Source organism: Achromobacter sp. 1L-A-4-B-C2, from assembly GCF_057291955.1.
The window spans coordinates 380,094-401,642 of the sequence record NZ_JBXAWP010000003.1 but is presented as its reverse complement, the minus strand read 5'-3'; the positions used below and the strand labels follow the sequence as shown (position 1 = coordinate 401,642).

The 21,549-nt window shown below is 64.2% G+C and carries 22 protein-coding genes; 16 read left to right on the top strand and 6 right to left on the bottom strand.

Annotation, left to right across the window (positions count from 1 at the left end; genetic code table 11):
- From AC0Z35_RS15345 to AC0Z35_RS15330, 4 genes are all read left to right on the top strand, one after another.
- Positions 1–282 carry a DUF3649 domain-containing protein gene (locus AC0Z35_RS15345; RefSeq protein WP_046802687.1) on the top strand — a complete coding sequence of 94 codons (282 nt, stop codon included), beginning with the start codon at positions 1–3 and terminating at the stop codon, positions 280–282.
- Positions 279–1,997: a PepSY-associated TM helix domain-containing protein gene (locus tag AC0Z35_RS15340; RefSeq protein ID WP_485132356.1), complete on the top strand. Its 1,719-nt coding sequence runs from the start codon at positions 279–281 to the stop codon at positions 1,995–1,997. Before AC0Z35_RS15345 ends, AC0Z35_RS15340 begins: the two co-directional genes overlap by 4 nt.
- A complete protein-coding gene (locus AC0Z35_RS15335; protein ID WP_046802689.1) occupies positions 1,994–2,317 on the top strand; it encodes a DUF3325 domain-containing protein in 324 nt (107 codons plus the stop codon). Before AC0Z35_RS15340 ends, AC0Z35_RS15335 begins: the two co-directional genes overlap by 4 nt.
- A 144-nt stretch (positions 2,318–2,461) precedes the next feature.
- A complete protein-coding gene (locus AC0Z35_RS15330) occupies positions 2,462–3,814 on the top strand; it encodes a tryptophan--tRNA ligase (protein WP_046802690.1) in 1,353 nt (450 codons plus the stop codon).
- A gap of 64 nt (positions 3,815–3,878) precedes the next feature.
- On the opposite strand, the gene AC0Z35_RS15325 is transcribed toward AC0Z35_RS15330, so the two are convergent.
- On the bottom strand, positions 3,879–4,385 hold the full coding sequence (locus AC0Z35_RS15325) for a hypothetical protein (protein ID WP_314360893.1): 507 nt from the start codon (positions 4,383–4,385) through the stop codon (positions 3,879–3,881).
- A gap of 370 nt (positions 4,386–4,755) precedes the next feature.
- A complete protein-coding gene (gene tex, locus AC0Z35_RS15320; protein WP_104143105.1) occupies positions 4,756–7,134 on the bottom strand; it encodes an RNA-binding transcriptional accessory protein Tex in 2,379 nt (792 codons plus the stop codon).
- A 214-nt stretch (positions 7,135–7,348) separates the two neighbouring features.
- Here tex and yoaA point away from each other — a divergent pair, with 214 nt between their 5' ends.
- Entirely contained in the window at positions 7,349–9,454 is a 2,106-nt protein-coding gene (gene yoaA, locus AC0Z35_RS15315) for a DNA repair helicase YoaA (RefSeq protein WP_046802693.1), read from the top strand.
- 141 nt (positions 9,455–9,595) lie between these two features.
- Here the strand turns inward: yoaA and AC0Z35_RS15310 are convergent, their stop codons facing one another.
- On the bottom strand, positions 9,596–10,384 hold the full coding sequence (locus AC0Z35_RS15310) for an outer membrane protein assembly factor BamD (RefSeq protein WP_046802694.1): 789 nt from the start codon (positions 10,382–10,384) through the stop codon (positions 9,596–9,598).
- A gap of 107 nt (positions 10,385–10,491) precedes the next feature.
- Between AC0Z35_RS15310 and AC0Z35_RS15305 the strand changes: the two genes are divergently transcribed.
- From AC0Z35_RS15305 to AC0Z35_RS15260, 10 genes are all read left to right on the top strand, one after another.
- Positions 10,492–11,523 (top strand): RluA family pseudouridine synthase, encoded by a 1,032-nt coding sequence (locus AC0Z35_RS15305; protein ID WP_485132357.1) that lies wholly within the window; start codon positions 10,492–10,494, stop codon positions 11,521–11,523.
- Complete coding sequence (gene pgeF, locus AC0Z35_RS15300) at positions 11,511–12,275, top strand: peptidoglycan editing factor PgeF (protein WP_485132358.1); 765 nt, start codon at positions 11,511–11,513, stop codon at positions 12,273–12,275. Before AC0Z35_RS15305 ends, pgeF begins: the two co-directional genes overlap by 13 nt.
- Positions 12,276–12,398: 123 nt before the next feature.
- Positions 12,399–14,033, top strand: a complete 1,635-nt coding sequence (locus AC0Z35_RS15295) for a PHA/PHB synthase family protein (protein WP_485132359.1) — start codon at positions 12,399–12,401, stop codon at positions 14,031–14,033.
- A 77-nt stretch (positions 14,034–14,110) separates the two neighbouring features.
- On the top strand, positions 14,111–14,848 hold the full coding sequence (gene phbB / locus AC0Z35_RS15290) for an acetoacetyl-CoA reductase (RefSeq protein WP_120154382.1): 738 nt from the start codon (positions 14,111–14,113) through the stop codon (positions 14,846–14,848).
- Between the two features lie 121 nt (positions 14,849–14,969).
- Complete coding sequence (gene phaR, locus AC0Z35_RS15285) at positions 14,970–15,536, top strand: polyhydroxyalkanoate synthesis repressor PhaR (protein WP_006218172.1); 567 nt, start codon at positions 14,970–14,972, stop codon at positions 15,534–15,536.
- 232 nt (positions 15,537–15,768) lie between these two features.
- Entirely contained in the window at positions 15,769–16,305 is a 537-nt protein-coding gene (locus AC0Z35_RS15280) for an iron transporter (protein WP_046802873.1), read from the top strand.
- Positions 16,302–16,661, top strand: a complete 360-nt coding sequence (locus AC0Z35_RS15275) for a cupredoxin domain-containing protein (protein WP_411266415.1) — start codon at positions 16,302–16,304, stop codon at positions 16,659–16,661. The genes AC0Z35_RS15280 and AC0Z35_RS15275 overlap by 4 nt, the downstream gene beginning before the upstream one ends.
- Positions 16,662–16,674: 13 nt before the next feature.
- On the top strand, positions 16,675–17,526 hold the full coding sequence (locus tag AC0Z35_RS15270) for an FTR1 family iron permease (protein WP_104143108.1): 852 nt from the start codon (positions 16,675–16,677) through the stop codon (positions 17,524–17,526).
- A 39-nt stretch (positions 17,527–17,565) separates the two neighbouring features.
- Positions 17,566–18,963, top strand: coding sequence for a 4Fe-4S binding protein (locus AC0Z35_RS15265; RefSeq protein WP_485132360.1), 1,398 nt, complete (start codon positions 17,566–17,568; stop codon positions 18,961–18,963).
- An 88-nt stretch (positions 18,964–19,051) separates the two neighbouring features.
- Positions 19,052–19,924: a PhzF family phenazine biosynthesis protein gene (locus AC0Z35_RS15260; RefSeq protein ID WP_485132361.1), complete on the top strand. Its 873-nt coding sequence runs from the start codon at positions 19,052–19,054 to the stop codon at positions 19,922–19,924.
- A gap of 252 nt (positions 19,925–20,176) precedes the next feature.
- Here the strand turns inward: AC0Z35_RS15260 and AC0Z35_RS15255 are convergent, their stop codons facing one another.
- From AC0Z35_RS15255 to AC0Z35_RS15245, 3 genes are all read right to left on the bottom strand, one after another.
- Positions 20,177–20,515 carry a BON domain-containing protein gene (locus AC0Z35_RS15255; RefSeq protein WP_485132362.1) on the bottom strand — a complete coding sequence of 113 codons (339 nt, stop codon included), beginning with the start codon at positions 20,513–20,515 and terminating at the stop codon, positions 20,177–20,179.
- A 93-nt stretch (positions 20,516–20,608) separates the two neighbouring features.
- The gene (locus tag AC0Z35_RS15250) at positions 20,609–20,773 is read right to left on the bottom strand and encodes a DUF1328 domain-containing protein (RefSeq protein ID WP_006218179.1); all 165 of its coding nucleotides are present in this window, start codon (positions 20,771–20,773) and stop codon (positions 20,609–20,611) included.
- 45 nt (positions 20,774–20,818) lie between these two features.
- Positions 20,819–21,019, bottom strand: coding sequence for a CsbD family protein (locus AC0Z35_RS15245; protein WP_046802701.1), 201 nt, complete (start codon positions 21,017–21,019; stop codon positions 20,819–20,821).
- 388 nt (positions 21,020–21,407) lie between these two features.
- Between AC0Z35_RS15245 and AC0Z35_RS15240 the strand changes: the two genes are divergently transcribed.
- Positions 21,408–21,536 (top strand): hypothetical protein, encoded by a 129-nt coding sequence (locus AC0Z35_RS15240; protein WP_255444064.1) that lies wholly within the window; start codon positions 21,408–21,410, stop codon positions 21,534–21,536.
- Positions 21,537–21,549: the final 13 nt, after the last annotated feature.

Here is a 21,549-nt window from a genome sequence, read left to right as displayed (position 1 = left end):
ATGATGCGCTATCGCATGGCCGTGTTTTCCAGGGCGGCAGCCGCCATTCTGGGCGGCTATGCCCTTGCCTCGGCGGCTGCGGCGTGCCTGGCCGTCTGGCTGCCGATGGGGCGGGCAGACGCCGTCACCACCGCCTTGATGTTGTCGTTCGTCGTCTACACGTGCGGCGTGATCTGGGTGTTTGCCACGCGTAGCGCGTGGCGCGCCTGGATCGGAATTTTGCTGCCGGCCGCATTGTTGGGCGGTCTATTCCTGGCAGGGCGCGGGATGGGGATGGCATGACGGCACGCAAGCCCAAAGCGCAGGGCGAAGAAGGCCTGCGCCAATCGATGTCGTGGTTGCACACCTGGGCCGGGTTGATATTCGGATGGGTGTTGTTCGCGATGTTCCTGACCGGCTCGCTGGCGTTCTTCCGGCCCGAGATCACGCGCTGGATGCAGCCCGAAATCCAGGTACAGCCGGCGCCTGCGGTGCAGTCGGTGGAGATGGCGCAGCGCTATCTGGACGAACATGCGCCGGACGCCAAGCGCTGGTTCATCACGCCGCCGTCCGATCGCGAGCCGCTGATCCTGTTGCTGTACCAACTGCCCAAGCCCAAGCCGGGCGAGCGCGGGTTTGTGCGCGTGAAGCTGGACCCCGCCACCGGGCAGGCGGTCCAGGGGCGCGAAACACGCGGCGGCGATTTTTTCTACCGCTTCCATTTCGAACTTGAGACCGCGTTCCCGTGGGGGCGCTGGCTGGCCAGCATCGCCGGCATGTTCATGCTGGTGGCGATCATCAGCGGCATCATCACCCACAAGAAAATCTTTGCCGACTTCTTTACCTTCCGTCCTGGAAAGGGCGGGCAACGCGCCTGGATGGATGGCCACAATGCCCTGTCGGTGCTGGGGCTGCCTTTTCATCTGATGATCACTTTCAGCGGCCTGGTGCTGTTCATGGTGATGTTGATGCCGGCCGGCATCAAGGCCGTCTACGACAATCCGCGCCAGTACACGGATGATGTCTTCAAGTCGTTCAAGGTCACGCCGCCGCTGAACCAGCCCGCGCCGTTGGTGCGGATTGCGCCGCTGGTGGAGCAGGCGCAGCAGCAGTGGCAAGGTCGACTGGGCCGCGTCACGGTCAACAACCCGGGCGATGCCGGGGCCACCGTGACGTTGACGCAGGCGGCGGCCGACGGCGTGTCGTACGGCTTGATGGCGCCGTGGATGCGGTTTGACGGGGTGACCGGCAAGCTTACGGAAGGGCAGGACGAATTGGGCGCTACCGCCAGAACCGCCGGCACGATCACCGGGCTGCACCTGGGTCTGTTCGCCGAGCCTTTGCTGCGCTGGTTCTATTTCCTGGTCAGCCTGGCCGGCACCGGCATGGTGGCCACGGGCTTGGTGCTGTGGATCGCCAAGCGCCGCCAGAAGGCGCGGCCTCAAGATGCGCGCGAAGCGTTTTCGTTGCGGCTGGTGGACGGCCTGAATGCCGGCACCATCGCCGGGGTGGTGCTGGGCGTTGCCGTGTTCTTCCTTGCCAACCGCCTGCTGCCGGCCGACCTGCCGGGGCGCCAGTTGTGGGAGTCCCGTAGCTTCTTCGCGGCGTGGGCCGTGTCGTTGGTCTATGCCTTTTTGTTCCAGCGCCGCAAGTGGCAGGACCTGCTGGGAATTGCCGCCGCCGCGCTGGCCCTGGTGCCGGTGGTCAACGCGTTGACCACGTCGCGCCACCTGGGCGTGTCGTTGCCGCAGGGCGATTGGGTCATGGCCGGGTTTGATCTGACCTGCCTGGCCAGCGCCGTGTTGTTCGCCTGGATGTCGCGCAAGGCGGCGCGCGCGCGTCGTGCGCCGGCCAGGGGGCCAGCCCGTGGGCGGACCAATGCGTCGGCCCCTGCGGCCACAACGGCCACAACGGCCACAACGACCGCAAAGTCCGCAAAGTCCGCAACGTCCCCAACGTCCCCAGCGCCCGCTGCGCCCGGCGCCGTCGTTTATGAACCGCGAGGTGATACGCCATGACGCTTGCCGCTTTCTGCCTGGCCTACGCCGGTTTTTCCGCGCTGTGCCTGGGGATGGACCGCCACTACGAAGATCTGTTCGACCGCGCCATCCCTCGCCGCCACCGCGTGCCGTTGCGCATCTTCGGCTGGATCGCGCTGGCCCTGTCGCTGTACGCATCGGCCACGGTCTGGGGCTGGAGCTACGGCACGGTGGAATGGATCGGCATCCTCAGCATCGCCGGCTTGCTGCTGATCTGGTTCCTGACGTTCCGTCCGCGCGCGGCGTTGACCACGGGCGGAATCTGCGCGCTGGCCGCGCCGGTGCTTGCGGTTCTGTAGGCGGGTCGCTCGCCAAGCCGGCGCACCGTGCGCGATGGCGATTTGCCCAACGCCAGGTGGCCACCCGCCGTCGCCACGGGGCAAGGCGCCGATGCGCCGGCACGTTACACTGCTTGTTTCCCCTAGCACACGCCTCTTCGCCTTATGAATACCCGCGTCCTTACCGGCATTACCACCACTGGCACCCCCCACCTTGGCAATTACGCGGGAGCTATCCGGCCCGCCGTGCAGGCCAGCACCCAGCCTGGCGTGGACGCGTTCTTCTTCCTGGCGGACTATCACGCGCTGATCAAGTGCGATGACCCGGCGCGTGTGGCGCGTTCCCGCCTTGAAATCGCTGCCACCTGGCTGGCGGTGGGCCTGGACCACGAACGCGTGACGTTCTACCGGCAATCCGACATTCCCGAAATTCCCGAGCTCAGCTGGCTGCTGACCTGCGTCACCGCCAAGGGCATGATGAACCGCGCGCACGCCTACAAGGCGTCCGTGGATCAGAACGTGGCCAAGGGCGTGGACCCGGACGACGGCATTACGATGGGTTTGTTCTCGTATCCGGTGCTGATGGCCGCCGACATCCTGATGTTCAACGCCAACCGCGTGCCGGTGGGCCGCGACCAGATCCAGCATCTGGAAATGGCGCGCGATATCGCGCAGCGCTTCAATCATCTTTATGGCCGCGACTACTTCACGCTGCCCGAGGTAGCCATTGAAGAAGACGTGGCGACCTTGCCCGGCCTGGATGGCCGCAAGATGTCCAAGAGCTACAACAACACCATCCCGCTGTTCGAAGGCGGCGCCAAGGCGCTGCGCGCGTCCGTGATGCGTATCGTGACCGATTCGCGCGCGCCGGGCGAAGCCAAGGACGCCGAAAATTCGCACCTGTACACGCTGTACCGTGCCTTCGCCACGCAGGCGGAATCGGCGGCGTTCCGCAAGCAGCTGGAAGACGGCATGGGCTGGGGCGACGCCAAGCAGGCGCTGTACGAGCACCTGGAAAACCTGCTGGCGCCGATGCGCGAAAAATATGTGGACCTGATCGCCAACCCGGGCCGCATCGAAGACATTCTTCAGGCGGGCGCCGATAAGGCGCGCAAGCAAGCCTTGCCGTTGATGCAGGAACTGCGCGTGGCCGTCGGCTTGCGCAACCTGAATGCGGGCGCGGCGACGGCGAAGTCGCAGGGCAAGAAAGACAAGGACAAGGGCGCGCGCTTCGTCAGCTTCCGCGATGAAACGGGCGGCTTCCGCTTCCGCTTGCTGGCGGCTGATGGTGAAGAGCTGCTGTTGTCGCAACGCTTCGCGGACCCGAAGCAGGCGGGCGCCTTGATGCGCCGCCTTCAAGAAGAATCGCCTGACACCGTGCTGCAAGCGTCCGGCGAAACCTACACCGCCGTCATTGACGGCGAGACGGTTGCCGAAGCGCCGGCCGGCGCGCAAGGCGATGCAGAGTCGCGCCTGACGCGCACGCGCGACGCGCTGGCGTCACTGGCAAAAGAATAAGCGGCGGGGCAGCGCGTTACTGCCTGCTACCTGCTGCCCGCCACCGTCTACCGCCCGTGCGCCGTTACGCCGTACGGGCGCCCGCCACGATGCGCCCATCGCGCACCTGGAAACGCTGTGCGCTGCCTTGCCCGGCGATTTCCAGCAGATCGCCTTCTGAATAGCCGGTCACGTTCGGGCAGTCGAGCCATTCCGGGTTGATGAACGGAAAGTACTTCAGCGCGCCGCTGCCCTGGCTGGCAAAGTCGAACGTTGTGTTGGCCACCACTTCCGGGTCCCATTGGCTGGCGTCAAAGGTCAGCGCGCAGCCCACGCCGATGCGGTACACGATGCTGGCGCCCATGCTGGCAAAACCCAGGGCGCCCACTTGAAGCTGCGCGCCGTTGCGCAATTCAATTACGCGGCTGCCCAGGCGTTCCAGGGTGATGTGCTTGAAGGCGACTTCGGCGCCGTCAACGACCAAGTGCGAGTATTGGCCCAGCGTGACTTCGGCGTAGGTGCCGCTGTGGCCAACTTCTTTTTCGGTGATCGTTGCCGCTTCATTGGCGGCAAGCGTAATGGTCGTGCTCATGTTCAATGGCTCTCCGGGGGGGCTATCAGGGTGGGGCGCTTTTTCTTTTACTTCTTGCCTGATAGACGGTTCGCGCCGCAGTTCGCCTGATCATGGATGTTTGTGTCTGCCGTGTTCCCCAACGCCACCGGCTTTTATTATTTGGACACAATTCGATATTTTCCCTTATTTTTAGATTTCCTGATTGAGCGCGCGCAAGGAAAACGCCCAATCTAGGGGAAAGTCCTAGGGTAGAGATCGGCAAAGAAAGCGGACAAAGAAGCGGACAAAGAAGCGGGCAAAGAAGCGGACGAAGAAGCGGGCAAAGAAAACGGGAAAAGAAAAAGCCAGGGCATCAGCCCTGGCTTTGTTTTAGCGCCGCGCGAAAAGATCAGCGCTTGAGCTTGGCGAAGGCATCCGCCATGGCGCTGTTCATGCCGCCGGCACCGCCTGCCGCGTTGCCACGGCCGCCGTCACCTTGCGGGCGGCGCGGGCGGTCGCCCCCCTTGGGGGCGTCACCGCTGCGGCGTGCGGGGGCGGCGGTGTCGTTCAGGCGCATGGTCAGCGCCACGCGCTTGCGGGCCGCGTCCACTTCCAGCACCTTCACGCTGACCGTCTGGCCAACACGCACGACATCGCGCGGGTCTTTCACGAACTTTTCGGCCAAGGCCGAAATGTGGACCAAGCCGTCCTGGTGCACGCCGATGTCGACAAACGCGCCAAAGTTGGCCACGTTGGTGACGACGCCTTCCAGCACCATGCCGGGGTACAGGTCGTTCAGTGTTTCGACGCCTTCCTTGAACTGCGCCGTCTTGAACTCCGGGCGCGGATCGCGGCCGGGCTTTTCAAGTTCGGCGAAGATGTCGCGCACCGTCGGCAGGCCGAATCGTTCGTCCGTGAAGTCGGACGGCGATACGCCCTTCAAGGCCTCGCGCTGGCCGATGATCTGTTTGACCTCGGCCTTGATCTTGGCAACGATGCGCTCGACAACGGGATAGGCTTCCGGGTGCACCGACGAGGCATCCAACGGGTTCTCGCCATTGGGAATGCGCAAAAAGCCCGCAGCCTGTTCGAACGCCTTTTCGCCAAAGCGCGGCACCTTGCGTAGCACCTCGCGGGTGGGAAACGCGCCGTTTTCATCGCGCCAGGAAACGATGTTCTTGGCCAGCAGCGAGTTCAAGCCCGACACGCGTGCCAGCAAGGCGGCCGACGCCGTGTTCACATCCACGCCCACGGCGTTCACGCAATCCTCGACCACGGCGTCCAGCGAACGGGCCAGCTCGCGCTGGTTGACGTCGTGCTGGTACTGGCCCACGCCGATGGCCTTGGGATCAATCTTGACCAGCTCGGCCAGCGGGTCCTGCAAGCGGCGGGCGATGGACACGGCGCCGCGCAGCGTCACGTCCAGATCCGGGAATTCCAGCGCAGCCATTTCCGAGGCCGAATACACGGATGCGCCCGCTTCGGAAACCACCACGCGGGTGACCTTCAGGTCGGGGAAGCGTTCCATCATGTCGCCCACCAGCTTTTCGCTTTCACGCGAAGCGGTGCCGTTGCCGATGGCGATCAGGTCCACGTTGTGGCGCGCCACCAGCGCGGCAAGCGTGTTGATCGTGCCGTCGCGGTCGCGGCGCGGTTCAAACGGGTAGACGGTGGTCGTGTCCACGACCTTGCCGGTCTGGTCGATGACGGCGATCTTGCAGCCCGTGCGGATGCCCGGGTCCAGGCCCAGCACGGCCTTGGGGCCGGCCGGCGCGGCCAGCAGCAGGTCTTTCAGGTTGGCGGCGAACACGCGAATGGCTTCGGCTTCACCGCTTTCGCGCAGGCGGCCGATCAGTTCGCTTTCGAACGCCGTCAGCAGCTTCACACGCCAGGTCCAGCGGCACACTTCGCCCAACCAGCGGGCGCGCGGCGTCGCGTCCAGCGCGAACAGGCCGTTGCCCAGCTTCAGGAAGTTGGCGATGCGCGCGACGCACGGGTGCGGCACCTGCGCTTCAAGCTCGGCTTCCAGCCCCAGACGCAATTCCAGCACGCCTTGCTGGCGGCCGCGCAGCAGCGCCAGGATGCGGTGCGAGGGCAGGGTACGCAGCGGCTCGTTGAAGTCGAACCAGTCGCGGAAGTTGGCGCCTTCGGTTTCCTTGCCGTCGATCATCTTGGAATAGATCAGGCCGGTGGACCACAGGTGCTCGCGCATGTCGGCCAGCAGGTCCGCATTTTCGGCGTAGCGTTCGGCCAGGATGTCGCGCGCGCCGTCCAGCGCCGCCTTGGCATCGTTGATGGACGCCTCGGGGTTCAGGTATTGCGCGGCCAGCGCGGCGGGGTCGCAGGCGGTGTCCGCCAGGATGGCGTCCGCCAGGGGCTCCAGACCGGCCTCGCGGGCGATCTGGGCGCGCGTGCGGCGCTTGGGCTTGTACGGTGCGTACAAGTCTTCCAGGCGCTGCTTGGTGTCGGCCGTGGCGATTTCCTGCTGCAACGCGGACGTCAGCTTGCCCTGCTGCGAGATGGACTCAAGGATGGCGCCACGGCGCTCTTCGAGCTCGCGCAGGTAGCCCAACCGCACTTCCAGGTTACGCAGCACGGTATCGTCCAGGCCGCCAGTGGCTTCCTTGCGATAGCGCGAGATAAACGGCACGGTGGCGCCGTCATCCAGCAGTTCCACCGCCGAAGCGATTTGGGAGGTGCGCGCGCCCAGCTCGGTGGCAAGCTGCGCGATGATGCGGGCGTTGTCGACGCCGGCGGCGACGTACGTGATAGCGGAAGTTTCAGACATCTCTATACGACGGCAAAAAGGAAAAACAAGGGGCGGATTGTGCCATAAGCGGCTATTACAAAACGTGCCAGGGGGGACCGATCTGTCCCTTGCTCAGCCGGAAAGGCGGCGTGGCAAGGGGTATCATTTGGTCCTTTCCCACATCAGTGTCTGGCGCCCGAACCGTTACCGGTACCGGTTCACCATAGACTCCGACCGACACTAGGCTGCCGTAATGCTGGACCTGGATATTTCCGAATTCTTTGACGAGGACGGGCCGTTGGCCACGGCCATGCCCGGCTACAAGCCTCGCCCTTCGCAAGTGGAGCTGTCGCAGGCCATCGGCGACGCCATCCAGGACCGCGCCACGCTGGTGGCCGAAGCGGGCACCGGCATCGGCAAAACCTGGGCCTATCTTGTACCCGCCTTCATCCAGGGCGGCAAGGTGCTGATTTCCACAGGCACGCGCACGCTGCAAGACCAGTTGTTCGCGCGCGACCTGCCGCGCGTACGCGCCGCGCTGGCCGCGCCCGTCACCGCCGCGCTGCTCAAGGGGCGGGGCAACTATGTCTGCCACTACCACCTTGAACGCCTGCAGGGCGATGAGCGGGCCTTGAAGTCGCGCACCGAAATCCAGCAGCTGCGCCAGATCCAGGTGTTCGCGGGCATTACCAAGACCGGTGACCGCAGCGATCTGGCGCAAGTGCCCGAAGACGCCGACATCTGGCAGCGCGTGACCTCGACCCGCGAAAACTGCCTGGGCCAGGAATGCCCGCGCATCCGCGACTGCTTTGTCGTCAAGGCGCGCCGGCAGGCCCAGGAGGCCGATGTCGTCGTGGTCAACCACGCGCTTTTCATGGCTGACCTGGTGCTGCGCGAAGAAGGCGTTACCGACCTGCTGCCCGAAGCCGACACCGTGATCTTCGACGAAGCCCATCAACTGCCCGACACCGCCACGCGCTTCCTGGGCAGCAGCGTGTCCACGCACCAATTGATGGACTTTGGCCGCGCGCTGGAAGTGGCCGGGCTGGCGTATGCGCGCGAAGCCGCCAAGTGGAGCGACGTCAGCCGCCACCTGGAAACCGCCGCGCGCGAATTGCGCCTGGCCTGTGCGCCGCTGGACAAGATGCCCGGCCGCAAGGCCACGTTTGAAGCCATCCCCAACCCCGAGGAATTCGACGAGGCGCTTGCCGCCTTGCGCGAGGCCGTGGACACGGCGACCAAGGCGCTGGGCGTGGTGGCTGAAAAGCACCCCGACCTGATGGCGGCCGCGCGCAGCGGCGCCGAAATATCGATTCGGCTGAAACGCTGGGCCACGCCGGGCCGCGCGGGTGGCCACATGGAAGACGAAGGCTGGGGCCGTGATGACCAGGCGCCCGAGCCCGCCGCCGACATCGCGCTGGCCGACGGGCCGTCCACACCCGCCGCCATCCTGGAAGGCGTGGCGGCCGCCCAGCAATGGACCGGCCCGGCCGTGCGCTGGGTCGAACACGGTTTGCATCATGTGCGGCTGCATTCCGCGCCGCTGTCCGTGGCGCAGGCGTTTTCCAAATACCGCAAGCCGGGGCAGGCCTGGATCATGACGTCGGCCACGCTGTCGGTGAACGGCGAGTTCACCCACTTCACCAGCCAGCTTGGCCTGGAACAAGCGCGCACGGGCAAATGGGAATCCCCGTTCAACTATCCCGAACAGGCGCTGCTATTCGTGCCGCGCGGCATGCCCGAGCCGCAGTCGCCACAATTCTTGGATCGCTTTGTCGACACGCTGATGCCGCTGCTGGAAGCCAGCCCGGGCGGCACGCTGGTGCTGTGCACGACGCTGCGCGCCGTTGAAAAAGTGGCTACGTTGCTGGCCGACGCGTTTGACGACGCCGGCCATGACTGGCCGCTGTTAAAGCAGGGCGAGGGCACGCGCCGGGATCTTCTGGACCGCTTCTGCAAGCTCAAGCACCCGGTGCTGGTGGGTAGCGCCAGCTTCTGGGAAGGCATAGACCTGCCGGGCGACGTGCTGACGCTGGTAGCCATCGACAAGCTGCCGTTCGCGCCGCCTGACGACCCCGTCATCGAAGCGCGCCTGCGCGCGTGTCGGGCACACGGGGGCAATCCGTTTTCGGAATACCAGTTGCCGGAAGCCGCCATTTCGCTCAAGCAGGGCGCGGGCCGTTTGATCCGCACGGAATCGGACTGGGGCGTGTTGATGGTGGGTGATGCGCGCCTGGTCGAAAAGCCCTACGGCAAGCGTCTGTGGCGAGGCCTGCCGCCGTTTGCTCGCACGCGCGAACTGGAAGAGGTGCTGGCGTTCTACCGGCGCAAACAGGGCGACGACGACGTGGCGGCGTAGGGCACGGGCGTTGCCCGATGTTGCGGCGCGAAGGTTTATTTCGTCAACGCCGCCAACGCACAACCCTCGGGCCCAATTAAAAGCCCCTCGAATCCAAGGATCCGAGGGGCTTTTTCCCATGCGGGCAAATCCGCTGATCAATCAGTCAAACGGATTCCACCAGCTGCGGTCGGCCTTCAGGCCCTTGGTCTTGAATTCGCTGTTGGGGAAGTTCTTGTCGTAGACGCGCTGCGCGTCGTTCTTCAAGTCGGTCATGCCCAGCTTGTCGTAGGACTCGACCATCAGGTAAAGCGCTTCTTCGGTGGCGGGGGCGCCTTCGAAGTCGGTGATGACGGTTTGTGCACGGTTGGCGGCGGCCACGTAGGCGCCGCGTTCGTAGTAGTAGCGCGCCACATAGACTTCGTTCATGGCGATGGTATTGACCAGCCAGGCGATGCGCTTTTCGGCATCAACCGAATACTTGCTTTCCGGGTAGCGCTTGATCAGTTCGTTGAACGCGTCGTAGGACGCGCGCAGGCCCTTGGGGTCGCGCTCGGCGGGGTCCTGGCCCGTGATGTTGGTCATGAACGCGCTGGCAGGCGTGAAGTTGATCAGGCCTTTCAGGTACAGCGCGTAGTCGGTGCCGGGGTGGTTCGGGTAAAGCTGCTGAAAGCGATCGATGGCGGCCAGGGCCTGCTCGTTTTCGCCGTCTTTCCAGTTGACGTAGGCCAGCTCAAGCAGGGCTTGCTGGGCGTACACGCCGAAGGGGTAGCGGCTTTCGATGGCGGTCAGGCGCTCGCGCGCTTCTTTCCAGCCTCCGGAGGACATTTCCGACTTGGCGTCGGCGTAGAGCTGTTCGGCGCTCCAGTTGGTGGTCTTGTCATATTTGCTGTTCGTCGAGCCGCAACCGGCGATGACGATGACGGCAAATAGCGCGATAACCACGCGCAAAACCGGCCCGCTTCGGGATGCGGGGTTCGAGGGAGCTGCGGGGTGGTGAATCACGAGAATCGTATCCTTGGTGTTAGCATGGCAGGCTGATTATATGATTTGTCTCCATGTCCGATACAGCCGCCGGCACAGATCTCGTTTCCGACGACGAACTCCTGGGCCTTCCTGACGAAAACTCCGACGAAATCACCGAGGCAAACCCCGCCGAAAACCGGGGTGAACCGCAACGTGTAACCGTGCCTTCCAGCACCCGCGCCGACCGGCTGGACAAGGTGCTGGCCGGCTTGCTGCCCGACCATTCCCGCAGCAGGCTGCAAGGCTGGATCGAATCCGGCAACGTGCATGTCAACGGCGCGCCCGGCAAGATTCGCCAGACCGTTGGCCCGGGCGACGAACTGCTGGTGTGGGCCCAGCCCGCCCCTGACGCGCGCGCCTTCACCCCCGAACCCGTTGAATTCACCGTTGTGGACGAAAGCCCCGACTGGATCGTCGTGAACAAGCCTGCGGGCCTGGTGACGCATCCGGGCGCCGGCAACTGGAGCGGCACGCTGCTCAACGGCCTGCTGTACCGCTACCCGGAATTGGCGGCCGTGGCGCGTGCCGGCATCGTACACAGGCTGGACAAAGACACCTCGGGGCTCATGGTCGTGGCCCGCAATGAAAAGGCCCAGACGCATCTGGTGCGCCAATTGCAGGCACGCAGCATGGGCCGCGAATATGTCGCCCTGGCCCATGGCTGGATGGCGGCGGCCGGCCGGGTCGACCGCGCGATCGGGCGCGATGCCCGCGTGCCCGTGCGCATGAGCGTCGAGCGCCCCGTTGCCCCGAAACCCGCCATTACCAATTACGCGCCGGTCCGGCGCGGGCAGGTGGACCCGGGTGGTCGCGTCACGGAAGTGGTGTGTCGCCTGGAAACCGGCCGCACCCACCAGATCCGCGTCCACATGGCCAGCCTGGGGCACCCGCTGCTGGCCGATACCATCTATGGCGGCAAGAACATTGCCGGGGCCACGCGGCAGATGCTGCACGCGCGCGCCCTGCATTTCGATGACCCCGGCGGCAACGGCGACGTGCAATTCGCCGCTGACGTTCCGGCCGACATGGCGTTAGTTCAGGAAACCGTTGCATGGACCGCGTGATCGCCAGCCTGCCCGTTGTGACCGGCCCGTCGTGGCCCGGCGTCTCGTACTTCTGCACGACCCGTGCCGGGGGCGTGGGCGTGGCGCCGCATGATTCCCTGAACCTGGGGCGCCGCGCCGGGGACAACCCCGACACGGTCACCGAAAACCGGCGCCGCGTGCGCGCCGCCGTCCCGGGCGAGCCCCTGTGGCTGCGTCAGGTGCACGGCAGCGAGGTAGTCGATGCCGATACGCCTGACCTGCCCGACGAACCCGCGGTGGACGCCAGCGTCACGGCGCAACCGGGGCGCGTGCTGGCCATCATGGTGGCCGACTGCCTGCCCGTCGTCATCGCTGACGGCCGGGGCCAGGTGCTGGGCGCGGCGCATGCCGGCTGGCGTGGCCTGGCGGGCGGGGTGCTGGAACACACGCTGGCGGCCATGCAAGCCAAGGCGCCCGACGCCGGCGGCTGGCGCGCCTGGGTCGGCCCCGGCATCGGCCCGACCGAATTCGAAGTGGGGCAAGACGTGCTGGACGCCTTCACGGCGGACGACCCGGCCACGCTGCGGTTCTTCACGCCGCGTCCCGGTCTATCGGGAAAGTGGCTGGCCGACCTCGCCGGACTGGCCGATTTCCGCCTGCGCCGCGCCGGGGTACAAGAAGTGGCCCTGAGCGGCATGTGCACGGTGTCGGACCCGCAGCGCTTCTTTTCATACCGCCGCGATACCGAAACCGGACGCATGGCGTTGCTGGCTTGGCTCGACCCGGTTTGATCTGGCGCAAGGCCGCTGCACAGGGCGCAAACCCGTGCGGCGAAACTCCTTGTATACCCGCATTGACAGTGATGGACCCGGAATGCAACATCAATCGAGCAGTGTCGATAACAAGGTGTGGAAGTGAACGCCAATCTCTCCGCAGGACCCATTCCGGTGAGCGTGGCACCGGAAATCCTGGCCGAAATTCAGGCCGAATTCTCTCGCGAGTGGCAGCGCCTTTGTGACGACGCCCGGCGCGGCGCGCTTGTGCCTCCCGCTGACCGCCGCTTTGCCGGCGACGCCTGGGCCGCCAATGGCTCGCACCTGCTGCTGGCCCACACGTACCTGCTGTCCGCGCGCGCCATGCAGCGCATGGTTGACGCCGCCCAGGTCAGCGAACCCATGCGCGAGCGCCTGCGTTTTTCCATCATGCAGTGGGTGGACGCGCTGTCGCCGTCCAACTTCCTGGCATTGAATCCGGACGCCCAGCAGTCCATCGTCGAAAGCGCCGGCCGCGCGTTGAATGAAGGCCTGGCCAACCTGCTTGGCGACGTCAAGAAAGGCCGCATCACCCAAACCGATGAATCGCAGTTCGAGATCGGCCGCAACGTGGCCGTATCGCCCGGCGAAGTGGTGTTCGAGAACAAGCTGTTCCAGCTGATCCAGTACGCGCCCTCGACCGCCACGGTTTACGAGCGGCCGCTGGTCATCGTGCCGCCGAACATCAACAAGTTCTACATCCTGGACTTGCAGCCCGAAAATTCCTTTGTGCGCCACGCAGTGGGGCAGGGCTACACGGTATTCCTGATTTCCTGGCGCAACCCGCTGGCCAGCGACACCGACGGCGTGGACCGCGCCACCTGGACCGACTACCTGGACGACGCCGTGCTGCAAGCGCTGCGCGTGGCCAGCGACATCACCAAGCAACCCAAGGTCAACGCGCTGGGTTTCTGCGTGGGCGGCACGATGCTGGCGGCGGCGCTGGCGCTGGCCGAGGCGCGCGGTGAACAGCCGGTAGCGTCGCTGACGCTGCTGACTTCGCTGCTGGATTTTCACGACACGGGCGTGCTGAAGGTCTTTGTCGACGAAGCCCATGCGCTGCTGCGCGATCAACAACTGGGCAACGGCGGCTTGATGCCCGGCCGTGACCTGGCCACCACGTTCTCGTTCCTGCGGCCCAACGAGCTGGTCTGGAACTACGTGGTTGGCAACTACCTGAAGGGTCAGAAGCCGCCACCGTTTGACCTGCTGTTCTGGAATGGCGACAGCACCAATCTGCCCGGGCCGTTCTTTTCCTGGTACTTCCGCAACACCTATCTGGAAAACAACCTGAAGGTGCCGGGCCGCGCGCAAGCGGCCGGCACATCGCTGGACCTGACGCGCCTGACGATGCCGGCGTACATCTTTGGCTCGCGCGAAGACCATATCGTGCCCTGGGTGTCTGCCTATGCCTCCACGCAATTGCTGCGCGGGCCGCAGCGCTTCGTGCTGGGGGCCTCGGGCCACATCGCGGGCGTGGTGAACCCGCCCGCCAAGAAGCGCCGCAGCTATTGGGTCGCGGACAAGCTGGGCAAGAAAGGCCATGACATGCCGGGCGACCCGAACGCCTGGTTCGCGCAAAGCACCGAACACGCGGGCAGCTGGTGGCCCGACTGGACGGCCTGGCTGGCCGACCATTCGGGCAAGCAGATCAAGGCGCGCACAAAATTAGGCAATGCCAAGTACCAGCCGATCGAGCCGGCGCCTGGCAGGTATGTGAAGGTCCGGACAGCCTGAAACCGCACGACGCGGTTTACCCCGGGCTAATAAGAAGTTAATCAACGAGGCGTCCGTCGCACACAGGAGGAAGTCCAATGAGCGGAAAACTGGCTTACGTAACAGGCGGGATGGGCGGTATCGGCACCTCTATTTGCCAGCGCTTGGCCAAGGATGGCTTTCGCGTCGTGGCAGGTTGCGGCCCCAGCCGCAACTACCAGCAATGGCTGGATGAGCAGGCTGCGCAGGGCTACACGTTCTACGCGTCGGTGGGCAACGTGTCCGACTGGGACTCCACGGTGAAGGCCTTTGAAAAGGTCACCGCGGAGCTGGGCGGGGTCGACGTGCTGGTCAATAACGCGGGCATCACCCGCGATGGTTTGTTCCGCAAAATGAGCGCCGACGATTGGCGCGCGGTGATCGACACCAACCTGAACAGCCTGTTCAACGTGACCAAGCAGGTCATCGAGGGCATGGTTGAACGGCAGTGGGGCCGCATCATCAACATCAGCTCGGTGAACGGTCAGAAGGGCCAGTTCGGCCAGACCAACTACTCCACGGCCAAGGCCGGCATCCATGGTTTCACCATGGCGCTGGCGCAGGAAGTGGCCAGCAAGGGCGTCACTGTCAATACGATTTCGCCGGGCTACATCGGCACGGACATGGTTCGCGCCATCCGCCCCGAAGTGCTTGAAAAAATCGTGGCGACCATTCCGGTGCGACGCCTGGGCACGCCCGAGGAAATCGCCTCCATGACGTCGTGGTTGGCGTCGGACGAATCCGGTTTCTCGACCGGCGCGGACTTCTCGCTGAACGGCGGCCTGCACATGGGCTGATGAAGGCTAGCGGGCCGCCCCCCGGCGGCTCAAGGCGCTGGAAGGCCTCGGGGAGAGGGCCTTCCGGCATTACACTCCACCCTATTCGAAGTCTTAGAGATCGCCCGATCCGGGGACACACATGACGCAAGCACAAACCGGCGCCAGCCTGCGCCTGATTAAAAAATACCCCAACCGTCGCCTATACGACACCCGGACCAGCACCTACATCACTCTGGCAGATGTCAAGCAACTGGTCCTGGCCAATGAAGAATTCCAGGTGGTCGACGCCAAGAGCGGCGAAGACCTGACCCGCAGCATCCTCTTGCAGATCATTCTGGAAGAGGAAAGCGGCGGCATGCCCATGTTCTCGTCGAACATGCTGTCGCAGATCATCCGTTTCTACGGGCACGCCATGCAGGGCATCATGGGTTCTTACCTTGAAAAGAACATCCAGGCCTTCATGGAAATCCAGACGCGCATGGCGGAACAGTCCAAGGGGCTGTACGGCAGCCAGTTCGGGCCGGAAGCCTGGACGCAGTTCATGAACGTGCAAACGCCCATGCTGCAAAACATGATGAACAACTACATCGACCAGAGCAAAAACCTGTTCGTGCAGATGCAGGATCAAATGCAGGACCAGACGCGCGCGATGTTCTCGACGTTCCCGTTCACGCCAGGCAGCACGCCGGGCCAGGGCCGCAAATAGCGCCAAGCGGCAAGGGCGCATCCGCGCTTTTTGCCCTGCCAGCAGCCGGTGTGGCATCGTCCCCGCCGGCTTTTTTGTGGCCGCTTTTCCCTTTGAGATAACGCAACGAACTGATGCATTCCGGGCCTTTTGGTTCAGGGATATGTCAGTTTTTTTCGTTACATTAATGCAAACGGTTCTTGTTTATGTTTTTAGAGCCGATACCCAATTTGAGTCTCTCAGGATGATGCACATGATCAAGAAAGCCTTGGCGCTGGCCATTGTTGCAATGAGCGTGTCGGCCGCCAACGCGGCCGAATACCCCATTGGCAAGCCGGTTGAGAAGGGCGGCATGGAAATCGGCGCGGTGTATTTGCAGCCGATTGAAATGGACCCGCCCGGGATGATGCGCCCCGCCAAGGATTCCGATGTGCACCTTGAGGCCGATATCCACGCCACGGCCGGCAACAAAACCGGCTTCCCGGAAGGCGAATGGGTGCCTTACCTGGTCGTGAATTTTGAGATCCAGAAGGTCGGCAGCCAGAACGTGCAGAAAGGCACCTTCATGCCGATGGTCGCCAACGACGGTCCGCACTATGGCGACAACGTCAAGCTGGAAGGCCCGGGCAAGTACAAGCTGAAGTACTCGATCCTGCCGCCGTCCGAAAACAAGATGGCTCACTTCGGCCGCCACGTCGACAAGGAAACCGGCGTGGGCCCGTGGTTCGAGCCCTTTGAACTGGAATACGAATTCGTCTACGCCGGCACCGGCAAGAAGGGCGGATATTGATCGTGCGCCGCCTGCTTCGCGTTGTTGCCGCCGCACTGATCGGCCTGGCCGGCCTTGCCGGCATGGCGCCCGCGCAGGCGGACGAATTGCCGACGTTCACACTCAGGTTCAAGCCGGACGGCACGTTCGAGCCGGCAACCCTGGAAGTGCCCGCCGGCCGTTTCAAAATTGAACTCATCAACGAAAGCAACGAGCCGGTGGAATTTGAGAGCATTCCGCTGCGCAAGGAAAAAGTGTTGGGGCCGGGGGTTAAATCCTTCGTCGTCATCACCATTTCCCGCCCCGGCGAGTACCCCTTCTTTGATGACTTTCACCAAAGCGTGAAAGGCACCCTGGTCGTCAAGCCCAAGGAATAAGCGGTAGCCATACATGGAACAGGTCCTTTTTATCGTCTGGCGCGAAAGCGTTGAAGCCCTGCTGGTGGTAGGCATCTTGTACACCTGGCTGCGCGCGACGCCGGAAGGCAAGCGCGGGCTGAACTACCTGTGGGGCGGCGTGGCGGCGGGCCTGGCGCTGGCCGTGGCGCTGGCCCTGGTGTTGCTTGGCGTGTCGTCCTGGCTTAGCGACGAAGGCCAGGAATGGTTCCAGGCCATCATGTCGCTAGCCGCTTGCGCGCTGGTCGTGCAGATGGTCGTGTGGATGAAAAAGCACGGCCGCACGCTCAAAGGCGAACTGGAAAGCGGTGCGCGCAGTTCCGTTGCCAATGACAACTGGTGGGGGCTGTTCGTGCTGGTGGCCATTGCCGTGGCGCGCGAGGGCAGCGAGACGGTGGTGTTTCTGTACGGCACCGTATCGGCGGGCGAGGGCGGCGGCGACATGGCCAAGCTGGCCCTGGCCGGTGTGGCCGGTTTTGCCGTGGCCCTGCTGACGTTCTGGCTGTTGCAGTTGGGCGGCAAGATGATTACGTGGCGCCGCTTCTTCCGCGTGACCGAAATCCTGCTGCTGCTGTTGGCCGGTTCGCTGCTGGTCGGCGGGCTGGATCACCTGATTTCGCTGGACGTGTTGCCCACCATCATCGACCCCGTCTGGGATAGCTCGTGGCTCTTGAGCGACAGCACCGGCGTGGGCAAGGTCCTGGCCGACTTCGCAGGCTACCGCGCGCTGCCCGCCCTGATTTCGGTGTTGTTGTGGGTGGCTTACTGGATCGTGGTGTGGGCGCTGCTGCGCTGGGTGGGCGGCAAGCCGGCCCGCGCGCCGGTCCCCGCACGCAACCCATCTTGATTCCGACGTGATGCCGGACTGAACATTGAAGGTTTGACCATGGCTGCTGTACTCGGGAGGGTGACTTCCCGGATCGCCGATTTTCTCCGTGACCATGCCCCGCTGTTGCGCAAGCTTCAGTGGGGCATTGTTGCGTTGTACGCGTTCCTGCTGATCGTGCCCGCAATCATGCCCTTGCCCGACAACGCGGCATCGGTGCTCAACAACTTGACCATCGTTGCGCAGTTTGCCTTCTGGGGCGTCTGGTGGCCGTTCGTGCTGATCTCGATGCCGATCCTGGGCCGCGCGTGGTGCGGCTGGCTTTGCCCGGAAGGCATGCTGACCGAATGGGCCAGCGAGCGCGGGCAGGGCCGCGCCATCCCGAAGTGGATGCGCTGGGGCGGCTGGCCGTTTGTGGCGTTTGCGTTGACGACGGTGTACGGCCAACTGGTCAGCGTGTATCAATACCCGCTGGCGGTGCTGGCCGTGCTGGGCGGTTCCACCGTGGCCGCCATGATCGTCGGCTGGCGGTATGGCCGCAGCAAGCGCGTGTGGTGCAAATACCTGTGCCCGGTCAACGGCGTGTTCAATCTGTTGGCCAAGCTGGCGCCGTGGCACTTCAAGGTCGATGAAGAAAAGTGGCGCCACCCCGTCATCCGCATCGAGCCCATCAACTGCGCGCCGCTGGTGCCGCTGCGCCACATGAAGGGCGCGGGCGATTGCCACATGTGCGGTCGGTGCAGCGATTATCGCGGCGCCATCGCCCTGACGCCGCGTTCGCCCGAAGAAGAAATCGTGCACGTTTCGGATGGCGACGCCTGGCAGACCGCCTTGCTGTGCTTCGGCCTGATGGGCATCGCCATCGGCGCGTTCCTCTGGAGCGCCAGCCCCTGGTACGTGACGGCCAAGCAATGGGCCGCGACGTGGCTGGTCGAGCACGACATCATGTGGCCGCTGATGGACAACGCGCCCTGGTTCATCCTGACGCACTACCCCGACGTCAACGACAGCTTTTCGTGGCTGGACGGCGCGGGCATCCTGATGTTCGTCATCGGCGCCACCGTGATTGTGGGCGGCGCGAGCTTCCTGTCGCTGTGGCTGGCCGACCGCCTGGCGCCCGCTGCGCCGTCGGTCGATGCCGCCGCAACGCGCTGGATTCGCCCCGGCGTGCACAAGCTGGCGCAGGCGCTGATCCCGTCAGCCGGCATCGGCGTATTCCTGGGCCTGTCCGCTACCACCGTTAACCTGCTCAAGCACGAAGGCGTGCAAGCGGGCTGGGCCGGCCCGGTGCGCTTCACGCTGTTGACGCTTGCCGTGCTGTGGACCTTGCGCCTGTTTGCCCGCCTGCTGGCGCTGCGCCCCGTCACCGCCACGCGCAAGGTAGCGGCGTGGGTGGTGCTGGCCGCGGGCTTGGCACCGTTCTGCATGGCATGGGTGTTTTTCTTTGCAATCTGGTAAGCGATGCGCGATGGATCGCGGCGGGGCGCTGCGATAAAGTGGGAAGCCTTGCCGGGTGCGCCGGCGCTTTCCCTGCTTGATTCCCCTCATGACCTCCTACGCCTTTCGCCTGCTTAACGTCTTTGCGTCGTCCACCTTCGGCGGCAACCAGCTTTGCGTGTTTGAAGACGCGCGCGGTATGGACGACGCCACCATGCTGAACCTGGCCGCGCAATTCAATCTGTCCGAAACCACGTTCATCCTGCCGTCCGACAAGGCCGATGCGCGCGTGCGCATCTTCACGCCGGGCTACGAAATGAAGTTTGCCGGCCACCCCACCATCGGCACGTCGCAAGTGGTGCGCGACATTCGTGGCACCGGCGATGCGTTGACGCTGGAATTTGCCGCGGGCGTGGTGCCGGTGCAGGCGCAAGGTGACGCCTGGACCTTCACCGCGCCGTGCCCCAACGGCGTGCAGACGGCGCCGCCCGAGCAAGACCGCGCGGCAATCGCGTCGCTGGTCGGATTGTCGGCCGATGACCTGGCAAGCGATCCCATCTGGGTGGATACCGGGGCGGACCAATTGCTGGTCCCGTTGGCCAGCGTGGAGGCGGTGCGCCGCGCCATGCCCGACTCCGCCAAGCTAAGCCGCTGGCAAGCCAGCAGCCTGGGCCGCAAGACGATGTACCTGTTCGCGTTTGACGAAGGCAACGTGCGCGATGCACGCCAGGTGGTCGTGGCGCGCTACTTCTTTGCCAAGGCGGGCGGCGGCGCGGACGAGGACGCCGGCACGGGATCGGCCTGCGCCAATCTGGGCGGTTGGTTGATCCACAAGCAGCAGCCCTTGCCCGCCAGCATCCTGGTCGAGCAGGGCGACCAGATGAGCCGGCCGTGCCGCTTGCTGCTGGACGTGCATGCCGACGGCCGTATCCAGGTGGGCGGCCGTGCGTTGGAAATCGGGCGGGGCACCGTCACGATCTGACGATCTGATTGGGGGGATGCCCCCGGGCGTACCCCCCGGGGGATCTCTCCCCAGGGCAAGGCGGGCGCTGCGTGGTGGCCGGTTCTTTGCGGCTGCGGCGCCGCGTGGCTGCGATGCGGCTGCTGCATTGTGGCTGCTGTATTGCCGCCGCTGCATTGTGGCCGTCCATAAAAAACGGCGCCTGTGTCTCCACAGGCGCCGCCTCTCTCTCTAGGCCCCGGTATGGAACGCGGCCGTCCTGACAAACCTGCCTTACTTCTTGGCCTTGGCCGGGTCGACCTTGATGTTGTTCTTCACCTGCTTCACCCCTTCAACGCCACGGGTGACGGTAGCGGCGTGGTCGGCTTCAGCCGCCGTGCCCACGGTACCGGTCAGCGTCGCGACGCCGTTGTTGGTTTCCACGGCGATGTCCAACGCGCTCAGTTGCTTGTCGGCAACGAAAGCGGCCTTGACCTTGGTCGTTACGGTTGCGTCGGAGGCATATTCGCCCACGGATTGCTTGGGCTTGCCATCATCCGCCGCGAAAGCCATGGAAGTGAAGACAGCGCCAGTTCCCAGTGCGGCGGCGGCGATCAGCTTGCGAAATTCCATAGTCGTGCTCCTTATTAGTATGGTCTGCCGCGTGATGCGTCTGCGCGGCAGAGGATCAAATTTTCAGTAGGGTATGCGTGCTATCGGCGTGTTCTATTTTTTTCGCAGCGCGCCGCTCAAGATGGACAAGAGCGCCAGCACCAGGAATACGAAGAACAAGATCTTGGCGATACCCGCGGCCCCGGCGGCAATACCGCCAAAGCCGAGAACCGCCGCGATGATCGCGATGACGAAGAAAACTACGGCGTAATGCAACATGTCAGCTTCTCCAGTGAGTTCGACCGATCAAGGCGGTGGGAGGATTCAGGGATTGCGGTCGAAGAAATCCCGGACTTCCTTTTGCGCTTCATCCTTGGTCTTGCCATAACGCTCTTGAATCAGGCCAGCCAGGCGTTCGGCGTTGCCTTCCGTGCGGGTCAGTTCGTCATCGGTGAGCTCACCCCAGGCGGCTTTGGCCTTGCCAGTCATTTGCTTCCACTTGCCGGCGATGATGTCGTTATTCATGGTGACCTCTCTTCTTATCTTCGTGCGACACAGGGCTTATGGCCTATAAGTTCCTGCTGTCGCGGTTGACTTGAACGCTGATCAGCTAGCCCCTAACTTACGAGTGGCCAAAGGGGCTGTCAAACGCGGCTGTGGGTATATGTAACAGCGCCGGATGGCTTGGCGGACGCGATTTTTCGAGGGAAAAATCCCGGGGGAAAGCGTCTCGCAGGAGTTACATTCCGGCAATGTCTTGTCCCCTTTTGAGCGGGGCTGGTAACGGAAGATGCGTCGATTTCCCCGGCGGCGCGTGGTGCAACCGCCTTCTCCACGCTGGTGGCGGCAAGGCCCGGCCGGTATAGTCGTGCCCAATCCTCGAGCTTTTCATCAACGAAAAAGGAAGGTACGCATGACGCAACGACTTTGCAGCGCTCTCTTGCTGACGCTGGCCGCGCTGGCGGCGGTGGGATGCACGCACGTGACGGACAAGTACCAGGCCACCGGCCCCGCGCTGGAAGCGGCCACGCCCCGCACCTGAACGCAGGGGATCA